This is a genomic window from Acinetobacter sp. NigerLNRRAM0016, assembly GCF_054112845.1.
The window spans coordinates 1-11914 of record NZ_JBSYVT010000062.1; the positions used below are offsets into that span (position 1 = coordinate 1).

General features: G+C 36.5%; 8 protein-coding genes and 1 pseudogene. All 9 read left to right on the forward strand.

The genetic code is table 11. The features are described 5' to 3' along the window. Window positions 1-946 precede the first annotated feature (946 nt). Window positions 947-1951: a hypothetical protein gene (locus ACWQ4X_RS18855; RefSeq protein WP_457904594.1), complete on the forward strand. Its 1005-nt coding sequence runs from the start codon at window positions 947-949 to the stop codon at window positions 1949-1951. 252 nt (window positions 1952-2203) lie between these two features. After that, the gene (locus ACWQ4X_RS18860; protein WP_457904595.1) at window positions 2204-3772 is read left to right on the forward strand and encodes a type I restriction-modification system subunit M; all 1569 of its coding nucleotides are present in this window, start codon (window positions 2204-2206) and stop codon (window positions 3770-3772) included. After that, window positions 3772-4944, forward strand: coding sequence for a restriction endonuclease subunit S (locus ACWQ4X_RS18865; protein WP_457904596.1), 1173 nt, complete (start codon window positions 3772-3774; stop codon window positions 4942-4944). Before ACWQ4X_RS18860 ends, ACWQ4X_RS18865 begins: the two co-directional genes overlap by 1 nt. 10 nt (window positions 4945-4954) lie before the next feature. Continuing rightward, on the forward strand, window positions 4955-5806 hold the full coding sequence (locus ACWQ4X_RS18870; protein WP_457904597.1) for an HNH endonuclease: 852 nt from the start codon (window positions 4955-4957) through the stop codon (window positions 5804-5806). 17 nt (window positions 5807-5823) lie between these two features. Then, entirely contained in the window at window positions 5824-6744 is a 921-nt protein-coding gene (locus ACWQ4X_RS18875) for a DUF5655 domain-containing protein (protein WP_457904598.1), read from the forward strand. A 28-nt stretch (window positions 6745-6772) separates the two neighbouring features. Continuing rightward, window positions 6773-9652: a type I restriction endonuclease subunit R gene (locus ACWQ4X_RS18880; protein WP_457904599.1), complete on the forward strand. Its 2880-nt coding sequence runs from the start codon at window positions 6773-6775 to the stop codon at window positions 9650-9652. A 786-nt stretch (window positions 9653-10438) separates the two neighbouring features. Next, window positions 10439-11314, forward strand: a complete 876-nt coding sequence (locus ACWQ4X_RS18885) for a hypothetical protein (protein WP_457904600.1) — start codon at window positions 10439-10441, stop codon at window positions 11312-11314. A 174-nt stretch (window positions 11315-11488) separates the two neighbouring features. Next, on the forward strand, window positions 11489-11683 hold the full coding sequence (locus ACWQ4X_RS18890; RefSeq protein WP_026444378.1) for a helix-turn-helix transcriptional regulator: 195 nt from the start codon (window positions 11489-11491) through the stop codon (window positions 11681-11683). Window position 11684: 1 nt separating this feature from the next. After that, window positions 11685-11914 (forward strand): annotated as a pseudogene (locus ACWQ4X_RS18895) (DUF3987 domain-containing protein); the annotation flags it as partial.

Sequence of the window (11914 nt, forward strand, 5' to 3'; positions counted from 1 at the left end):
CATAACTTTATAAAGGGTAAAACTCTTACACTCCAATCAGCATCTATCGATTAATGCCGTTACACGTTTAAGCTATCCAGCGACCCATTCAGCTTGCGCAAAATGGTGCCAGCTTTTCCAGCGTTAGCCTCAAAGCCCTAGTACCTTACGGCACTCTCAGCAGCCATCGTGATTGGAAATGAGCATACTTTTCCAAGTAAAAAAACTTGTTCGATCAAGCATACACATTCAGCTATTAACGGAGACTATCGCACATCCTATGCTGCTCCTGACTGTATCACTTTGAACAGGGTTTCAATGTTCCACTATTTTCATAATTTCACACCTAACTTGGCTATTACTAACCAAATGACCATTTCACGATAAATCGCTTATAGGCTCCCGTTTCCTTGTCGCCCAACCACTTTTTATTTGCTTGGAACTCTTAAAAAGTGAATGAACGGATAGAAAAAGGATATTGCAATCCTCTAGCCCCCGTTGCAACGTACCGAGCGAGGTTTCCCCAGCAGTCCGCTACATCGGCAGTATGAAGATGGTTAGTCTTATACTCAGGGCAATATGTATCAAAGTTTTTGAATGGTGGTCAGCCATTCAAACAACTTCAAAAAAGAAAGTTGGAATGGATGGTCAATCCACAATTCGATTGATATGCAGTCATATTATCATAGTCAATTTATTATATCAATAATATTGATATAATATTTAAACAAGTATAAGATTTGCTGATCAAGTTTCGTAATGCGCACTAGGAACTACTTTATTGTCACCTTACAACGTGAGGTGACAGTGCTAGCGCAATTTGATCAATGCTGATTGCTGACGCGCTCAGCAAAATGGGAAATGTAGAGAAAATTATTGTTGATGAACAATTCAAAAATGAATGAAGAAATTTGGATTGAAGTGGATTGTTGATTGACATCAAAAGTGCATAGTTGGATGACATAAAATGATTGATTACAGCCCCCACACAAAATACACCGCACAAAAAATTCAAGATAAGGTCACAAGAGGGTCATATTTTTATTGCAAATTTATAGTGCAAACTGAGTTAGGTAAAATTGATATTGAAAAGATTATTCATAAATTAACCGAAAGATACTTATTAAATTTAACCAGTCGGCAAAGAACATATCGACTAAAACAAGGATTACCTGTTGCTGATCTCATTGTTCAAGACATTCTTTATAAAGATGAGTGGTTATTTATCTTGTTGATCAAAACCCCTAATAGCCATCGTCACAGCAAAGAAACCATAGGCAAAGTGACTTCAACAACTAGTTCAGCATATACATCAAAAGATAAAATTGCTGAACTTGAACCTGTCATCTGGGACAAAATTACAGTCGGGCAAGAATTAACTTTTATCCGTCAATACTATAAAGACAATGAACAATTTAATTTCATATTGAATAAACCTTATCTATGCTTAGATTTTGGGAAATGTGAGGCTGAATTAGTACGGTTAAGCCATAAAAAGTATGCTGAACATCAGACTAAGTTTTACCGTAAAAGTAACAAGAATTTCTCATGGACGTGGCGATTTAAGAAAACTGAAATAGAAAAACTAAAAAAAGAATTAACCCAAATTCTCAATCGAGTGATTTCCCAAAAAGATCAGACTAAGGCGCTCAATGATCTTCTTGCATGGCAGAATTATTTTAAAGTATATGCAGTATTCAGAGGCAATCGACAGCAGGCGGGACGTTTATATACCTTCGGGAAACTATTCTTTTTCAGTCGGAAAAGACAACGATGGGATCAGGCACAAATGCCGATGATGGACTTAACAATCATCGCGCGGTATGAAACCTATGCGGATTCTTATACTGAGTATTGTATGCGTAGATATTTTTATGAATCCTTTGAAACAGAGCTTCCACGTGAAATTTCAAAAACTGAAGATTGGACATTAATTAATGCGTATATTGATGCTGAATATGACCAACTTTAACAAACCGCCTTGTTATTTATTTTGCTTATAAATATTTTTCTAACCATCTGTAATTTTGATATAAGACTTAATTTAAATTATGATACTTGAACCTGTTAATCTTTTAAAATCCGAATAAAACCTTATATATCAATATTATTGATATGAATTTAGTGCGACAAATTTTGACTTTCTATTTCCAATTTTGCTGAAAAAACTTTAATTTTCGGTACACTAGTCATGTTTTATTCATTTCATCGGACATGCATAACAATGACCCACGTACAACTGCAACAACTACAAAAACAACTTTGGAATATTGCCAATACTTTGCGCGGCACCATGGGCGCCGATGAATTCCGTGATTACATTCTGGGTTTTATTTTCTTTAAATATTTATCAGAAAAATCGGTGAACTTTGCCAATGAATTGCTCGATGGTGAAGACGTCAGCTTTTTAGAGTTAGATGAAAACAATGCTGAGCATGTGCCGTACATCGAAGAAATTAAAAAGAATGCCATTGCCGAAGTGGGTTATGCGCTCACACCAAAACAGCTATTCCATACCTTAGCCGAGCGTGGTCGTCAGGGCGAATTCATTTTGGATGATTTAACTGCAACCTTAAAATCGATTGAACAAAGCACTTTAGGCACTGACTCTGCCGATGACTTTGCCAACCTGTTTGAAGATTTGGATCTAAACTCGACCAAGCTCGGCAATAATGCCAGTGACCGTAATGCACTGGTGGCGAAAGTCCTCAGTCATTTAGATGATATTGATTTTGATATTAGTAATACCGAAGCCGATGTACTGGGGGATGCTTACGAATACCTGATTGGTGAATTTGCCTCAGGCGCGGGCAAAAAAGCAGGAGAATTCTATACCCCACAAACGGTATCGACTCTACTGGCAAAGATTGTCACCCAAGGCAAAGACCGTTTACGTTCAGTCTATGACCCGACTTGCGGTTCAGGTTCTTTGTTACTACGGGTAAAACGTGAAGTCAAAGATGTCGATATGATTTACGGTCAGGAGATGAACCGTACCACTTACAACTTGGCACGCATGAACATGATTCTGCATGATGTGCATTTTGCCAAGTTCGACATCAAGCAGGAAAATACTTTAACCCGTCCGCAGCATTTAGATAAAAAGTTTGATGCGGTGGTGGCGAATCCGCCATTTTCTGCCAACTGGTCTGCCGATCCGTTATTTTTACAAGATGAACGTTTTGCCGCTTATGGCAAACTGGCGCCAGGTTCTAAAGCCGATATGGCTTTTGTACAGCACATGCTGTATCAACTGGATGACAATGGCACGATGGCGGTGGTGTTACCGCATGGCGTATTGTTCCGTGGTTCGAGTGAGGGCGTGATTCGTCAGTATTTGATTGAACAGTTGAATGTGGTGGATGCGATTATCGGACTACCCGCCAATATTTTCTATGGCACGTCTATTCCGACCTGTATTTTGGTGTTGAAGAAAAACCGTCAGCAGAGCGGCAATATTCTGTTTATTGATGCCAGCAATGATTTTGAAAAGCAGAAGAATCAAAACAAGTTATTGCCTGAGCATTTAGATAAGATTGTTGCGGCATTTGAAAAGCGTGAAAATATTGAAAAATATGCGCATGTCGCGACCTTGCAAGATGTCAAAGATAACGATTACAACCTGAATATTCCACGTTATGTGGATACCTTTGAAGCGGAAGCCGAGATTGATTTAGATGCGATTGCAAAACAGCTTAAAGCTTTGGAACACGACAGCCAAAAAACCGATGCCATCATTGCGGATTTTTGCAAAGAGCTAGGCATTGTTTCACCATTTGCGGAGGTGAAGTAATGGCTGTACCTAAGTTAAGATTTAAAGAGTTTGATGGGGATTGGGAAAGGATGAAACTTTCCCAAATGGGTACTTTCAAGAATGGAATTAATAAAGATAAAGAGGATTTCGGTCATGGCGTACCTTTTATCAATTTAATGGATGTTTTTGGCAAGAATAGTATTTGTCAGAATACTTTTGATTTAGTTAATGCAAACTCAAAAGAAATTGAAGCCTACTCTTTAAAGCAAGGTGATGTTTTGTTTATACGGTCATCGGTAAAGCCCGAGGGCGTTGCTGAAACTGCGGTAGTTCTAGAAGATTTAGATAATACCGTTTATAGCGGCTTTTTAATTCGTTATAGACCATCTAAGGATATTGATTTACATTATAAAAAATATTGTTTTTCTACTGATTTTTTTAGAAAAAATGTTTTAGCTTTAAGTACAACCAGTGCGAATACAAATATTAACCAAGAGTCTTTAAGTTTATTAAACTTAGATTTACCCTCCAAGCCCGAACAAACCAAAATCGCCTCTTTTCTATCGAACGTGGATGAAAAGATTAGCCAACTCACGCAAAAACATGAACTGCTGAGCCAATATAAACAAGGCATGATGCAAAAGTTGTTTAGCCAGCAGATTCGTTTTAAAGCGGATGATGGTTGTGAGTTTGGGGAGTGGGTAAATTCATATATTGGTAATGAGTGCAAAATTACTACTGGAAACAAAGACACACAAAATAAAGTAGATGATGGGTTGTATCCATTTTTTGTGCGATCTCAAACTGTTGAAAAAATTAATTCATACAGTATGGATTGTGAAGCAATTTTGACTTCTGGTGATGGTGTTGGCGTTGGGAAAAACTATCATTACATCAATGGTAAATTTGATTTTCATCAACGTGTATATTGTCTATACGAGTTTTCTGAAAGGCTTGTAGGTAGGTATCTATATATTTATTTTTCTAATTATTTTTATGATCGAGTGAAGAGATTATCGGCAAAAAATTCTGTAGATTCTGTTCGTATGGATATGATTTCAAAAATGGAAATTAAATTACCTTGCTTAGAGGAACAAACTAAAATCGCCAATTTCTTATCTGCCATTGATCAAAAAATTGAAGTCGTGGCACAGCAAATTGAACAGGCTAAAACTTGGAAAAAAGGCTTGTTGCAGCAGATGTTTGTGTAGGGGGAAAGTTATGGCAAATTGGCTAGTAACCGTGAATTATGCTGAGTTTGATTTAGAAGCAGCTTATGATGCTTTGCCGCAGATTTATTGGAAGAATTCAGCCACTAGTGAAGGTAAAGGGTTACAAATCAATGATATTGTTCATGTTTATGTGACCCAACCCATCTCAAAGGTGATGTATCAATTCAAAGTTCTGGGGCCTGCGGAAAACTCAGAATACCCAGAAGCACAGAAAGTATTTTGGTCGGATAAAAAGAAAATTGAAAGTTATCTAGGTGGATACTCTATTTTTGAAAAGTTAAACAAAGTGGATAAATCCACTTTGTCTTTTGAATATTTCAGACAGGAAAACTTAATTCCTGATGCTCCTATTCAAGGCCGTCGCACAGATCGAGATAAAGCTTCAAATGATCCAATCCGCATTTTTTTAACTCACATTTTTAATGAGTTTAAAACTGATAGTGTGAATACCGACTATCCCGATGAAGCAGGTTTAGAAAATGAAACCTTTCCAGAAGGAGCTAAGCAAACGGTTTTAGTGAATAAATATGAGCGTAACCCTGAAGCAAGGGCTAAATGTATAGAAATTCATGGAACACGTTGTTATGTCTGTGGTTTAAGCTTTGAACATATGTATGGCTCATTTGCTAAAGATTTCATACACGTACATCATCTTAAGCCTTTGCACACGATTGACGAAGAGTATCAAGTAGATCCTAAAGAAGATCTAAGACCAGTCTGTCCAAATTGTCACGCCATGCTCCATAAAACCGAAAATGGTCTTCCAATGACAATTGAGAGATTAAAACTTTTATATAGCGTTTCTTTGAGGAATCCGCTTAGACAAACATTTGAAGAATAAATAATTCGAGATTTTTAATGCAGCTTTATCAAACCCAAGCACAGACATTACTAGAACTCACCGAAGATCCTTTTCGTTTGGAAAGAGAAATTCAAAGCCTGTTTGAAAGCAATCTTTACAGTTTTACAGGTCTGGAATTCATCAAGTCCGAGTTCACGATCAAGAATAATCGTATAGATACACTGGCTTTCGATCCCGAAAGTCAGGCGTTTGTAATTATCGAATACAAGCGTGAACGTAATTATAGCGTGATCGACCAAGGCGTTTCTTATCTGAATCTGATGCTCGACTACAAGGCAGATTTCATCGTTGAGTACAACGAGAACCAGAGTAAACACCACCAACAGCTTAAACGTCAGGATGTCGACTGGTCACAAAGTCGAATCATCTTTGTTTCACCGAGCTTTACCGACTTTCAAAAGCAGTCTACTAATTTTAAAGATTTGGGCATTGAGCTGTGGGAAATCAAACGCTATCAAGGTGGAATTGTTTCAGTCAATCCATTGCAGAAAGCCAAATCAGCCCCTTCAATCAAGCAAGTGCAAAAGGTTGACTCTGAAGATATTCAAAAAATTGCTAAAGAAATCCAGCAATATGATGAAGCCTATCACTTGGCGGATAAGTCCGATGACATCAAAGAGCTATATGAGCAATTCAGGGACTCAATTCTGGGCTTAACCACCGATTTAGAGGTTCATCCCAAGAAAATGTACATAGCCTTCCGTAAGGGTAAGCGTAACTATGTCTATATGAGTATTGGGACAAAGCAAATTCGTATATGGCTGAATATGCCTTTTAATCAACTGGATGACCCGAAACAGCTCGCGAAAGATGTGACCAATATTGGACATTGGGGCAATGGTGATTGTGAGGTGATCGTCTCAGATACAGAAAATTTAGAATATATCTTGAGTTTAATTAAACAAACATTGAAGTGAATAATTTAAGATTTCAGAGGGGAAGGAAATGACAGTACAAAGCGAATATCAACTTGAAAATGAACTGATTAGCCAGCTCAAGCAATTGGGTTACGCCTCAGTGATGCTCAAGGACGAAAGCCAACTACTGTCTAATCTCAAAACCCAAGTCGAACGCGCCAATGGACTTGCGCCTCTGTCAGAAACGGAATGGAAACAGGTCATCAGTTTTTTAAATACGGGCACAGTATTTGAGCGCGCCAAAAATCTGCGTGATCTGTTCCCAGTCAAATTTGATGATGGAACCAGTAAACACCTTTTTTTCCTGTCTGATGATCCTAGCAAGAATATTTATCAAGTCACCAATCAAATCACCATCGATCACCGCGACTATAATGGCCGTACCAGCCGTTTTGATGTGACCTTACTGGTCAATGGTTTGCCTTTGGTACAGATCGAACTAAAAAAACGCGGCATGGAAATCGCCGAAGCCTTTAATCAAACGCAACGCTATATTCGTGAAGCGTATTGGGCTGGGCAAGGGCTATTTGGCTTTATCCAGTTGTTTGTGATTAGTAATGGTGCCAATACCCGTTATTACTCCAACGGCACCACAGGCATCGAGTTTGCCTTTCCCTGGGCGGATGTCCATAACAAACACATCAATGAAATTGTTGATTTTGCTGATGCCTTTTTAAATCAGCAGCATTTGACCCAAATGCTGACCCAGTACATGGTGCTGCTAGAAACCACCAAAAGCCTGATGGTGCTGCGTCCCTATCAGATTTATGCAGTACAGAAAATCGTGCAGCATGTGCAAAACTCCGATCAGAACGGCTATATCTGGCACACTACAGGTTCAGGCAAAACCCTGACTTCATTTAAAGCCAGTCAAATCATCATGCAAATGCCTGATGTGGAAAAAGTCCTGTTTGTGGTCGATCGTAACGACCTCGATACGCAAACCTCACGCGAATTTAATGCTTTTAAAGCCGACAGCGTCGACAGCACCGATAACACATCGACCTTGGTGAAACAGCTCGATCAACGTCATGACAAACTGATTGTGACCACCATCCAAAAGCTCAATCGAGCCATCAGCACCGACCGTTATTTAGAATCGATTGATTATCTTAAAAATAAAAAAGTGGTGTTTATCTTTGATGAATGTCATCGCAGTCAATTCGGTGAGACCCATCAGAACATCAAAAAATTCTTCAGCAATGCACAAATGTTTGGTTTTACCGGTACGCCTATTTTTGAAAAGAACAGCCAAAGCAAAGCAGGTTTAAAACTCACCACAGATTACCTGTTTGATGAGTGTTTGCATAAATACGTGATTGTCGATGCCATCCGTGACCGTAACGTTTTGCAGTTCCAGATTGATTATCGGGGCAAATACACTGCCAAAGGCATGGCGACTAATGAAAGTTATGAGGAAGATGTAGAAGGCATCGATACCAAAGAACTGTATGACAACCCGCAACGCTTAGAAATGATTGCCCGCTACATTGTCAATATCCACGATACCAAAACCCGTAATCGTGAATTTACCGCGATGTTCTGTGTCAGTTCGGTCGAAACACTGACCCAATATTACGACCTCTTTGAAAAGGTGCAGGCTGAAAAGCAAATTGAAGATGAAGCACAAGGTCGGATATTTAAACCGTTGACCATTGCCACCATCTTTTCCTATGCTGCAAATGAGGCTGTACCGACTGATGACTTAAATGGCTTAATTCATGAAGAAGCCGCAGATATTCCAACTCAGGTCAATTCATCCAGTCGGGATAAGCTAGATCGCTACATTGCGAATTACAATCGACAGTTTAAAACCAACTACAATTCTGGTGATCAATTTTATTCGTACTACCGCGACATTGCACAGCGCGTAAAAAACAGACAGATTGATATTCTAATCGTGGTCAATATGTTCCTCACGGGCTTTGACTCTAAGCCGTTAAATACCTTGTATGTCGATAAAAACCTAAAATATCATGGCTTGATTCAAGCATTCTCACGTACCAATCGTGTCTACAATGATAAAAAACCATTTGGCAATATCATCTGTTTCCGCAACCTGAAACGCGCCACAGATGAAGCACTGGCGCTATTTTCCAATAAAGAAACGACCAAGATTGTACTTGTTCCCAGCTATGCGGAAATCGAACAGGATTACCAAGCAGCGGTGAGCAAATTGTTTGCCTTAACGCCCAATTACCAATCCGTCGATGATCTTGTTACAGAAGAACAGCAACTGGAATTTATTAAGGCCTTCCGTGAAGTGATGCGTTACAACGCGCAATTACAAACCTTTATTGAGTACGATCAAGACCAAACACAACTAGATAAGCAGCACTTTGCAAACTTCGCCTCTAAGTATGCTGACCTATGTCGTGCCGTTAGAAAGACGACCAAGAAAGAAAAAGTATCTGTACTTGATGATGTCGATTTTCAACTGGATTTACTGCATAGTGATCGCATTAATGTTGGTTATATCATCAACCTGCTACAGCTTGTTGTTGATACAGACTTAGAGGACAAGCGTAAGAAGTACCAAGCGCAAATTTACGATTTAATCAGTAGCGATATTAGTTTGCACGATAAGCAAGACCTGATTCAAAAATTCATTGAAGAAAACATGCCTAAGATGATCAATGGGCAGAGCGTCCAAACGGCTTTTTCTGAATTCTGGGATGCTGAAAAAGAACAGGCCTATCAGCATCTTTGTAAAGAAGAAAACCTGAAACCAGAAGCCATGAAGCAGGTTCTGGAGCATTATGAGTTCACCAAACGCCTACCACGTAAAGAAGAGTTGAAGGACTTACCAAACTATAAGGTTAAGCTGTTTGAGCGGGAGAACGTGTTTAGCAATTTGCTGGTCAAGACACGTCAGTTGATTGAGAAGTTTTATACTGGTTTTAATTAAATAATACACATTCAAATGTGACTTTATTTCCAGAAAGTAAGCAGTGAAATTAGACTATATAGCAGGAACCGTGATCACTCATGATTAAAAATATGGATTCTTTCAAGCTGTCCTATGTGTACATCTTTCCAGTGGTCTTTTTCCCATTTTTGAATATTTATCAATTAAGAAATGATCTAGATATTAAATCTTGGTTATTTATAAATTTACTTGTTAGTTTCACAGTTATTTTGATCCCACTTTTTCTTACTTTAAGTATGATGATTACCAAGGTTTTATACAGAGATCAGGATAAAAATACAGAATATCGTTCAATAGGTTTGGGTTTGCTATGTTGTACATTTCTGACAGGAAGTAACTATTACCAATTTCAGAAATTTACAGTAGGAACAGACCTATCCATTGACTATTACCGAATGGCCATGATGATAAGCTTTCTAATCGCTTGTTTTATATCAAGTCTGTACTTTGCATTGAAATATAAAAAATATTCACAAAAACAATCAGTTAATTTTAATGTGAAAACAATAAGGTTTATGGCGAGTACTGCCATCCCCTTCTTTATATCAGTAATTACCATTTTTATTATTTAAATGGCTTTGTTGCACAAAGATTTCATAACTATATGATTTTAAAAGTTTTGATTATTTTTTAATCCAAAATTAAAATTATTTAAATCAGATGCTTACATATTTATGCAACAAAGCCTATTTAAATTATAAAAGTGTTTAACTTTTATAATTAATTTAAATAACTCCTCAAAATTTATTAATTGATAGGTTTATTATGAATAGTGAAGAAATTGCAAAATTATTTAAATTAGATCAAGTTAATTTTGAAAAATGTATAAGTCCTGAAGAGTATGAACTTAAGTTGTCAAAACAAGCAGATGATTTTTTCTTTGATAATTATTTTAAAAACGAAGAAATATTATTTTCTGCTTTTGATTTTTACTATTCTATAAATTTATTAAAAAACAATGATAATTTAATAAAACTAAAAAATTTATTAAATAGTAATAAGGTTTTTAAATACTTAAAGGATAATAACTTAGGAATAATTAGCCTTATAATCATCATAACAGCATATGATAAATCGACAGACTATTATATATCCAATATTAAAAATAAAGAAAAATATCTAAATAATAAAACCAAAGAAACATATGAGAATTACAGAAAATTTATTAATGAAACACAAGATTTACATGATTTTAAATCATGGTATAAAAATGAAATTGAGCTAATGACAGCAAATTTATATGTATCAGTAAGAGCAATGATTGTTAAGAGTGAAACACAAAGAAAAATTTGTGAAAATTTATTTTTAAACAATTCAGCTCTAAAAAAACTATCAGACTTCGATTATGTTTTTGATCAGTATCTTGAAAATATCAAACAATCCAACATTAAAAATAAAGAGTTGGTTGAAAATGAGAGAAGATTAAAGATAAATAAATTTATTAGAGACATATATAATATGTTTAGTTCTCTGAACAGTCATATTCTTTCCTACGATATTATTTCCGAATTAGTCTCAATAATATATAACAATCAATTAGATCAAAGTGAAATAAAAAAAGTAATAAAAAAAGGAAATTCACATTTTACAATCACAGAATATGAAAAAAATATATACGTGATCAAAATCATAATATTATAGCGCTGGAAATTGTTAGATACAAGATCGATAACAACTCCCCAACCTAGTCAAGATCACACAGAACACTCTATGTCAAGATGTTCTAGGCTTGTTTTTTTTACGGGTTTAAAAGTATTACTCTTTTTTTGATTCTTTATAAAAATGTATGTATCTACTATTTACATGAGAATTGAAATGCTAAAGACGAAAAAAGAAGTCTGTGAATTATTGAGTCTTACACGAGATGGTCTGACAAAGTTACAACAGAAAGATCCATCATTTCCTCGACCAATTAAATTTTCAAAAGAACGTCAAGCTCATGCATATTTTGATGTTAAAGAGCTACAGAATTGGCTTGAGTTAAAAAAATCTGAAAGAGAGGAATATTAAAATGAGTAATATTCTTTTATCTGAATTATCTAAAGATCAATTGATTGAAAAAATTGAAGAATATCCAATTTATGCGTTTCCAAAAATAGTTGCTAATGCGATTCAAAAATCTGCTTTTTATCATCATGTTCCTGTTGCAGTCGCGGCTCAAACATATTTAGCTCAAATGTCATTTATCGCACAAAGATTTATTAATGCGCCAAGTGATAAAAAAGAAAATGGACAGCCAGC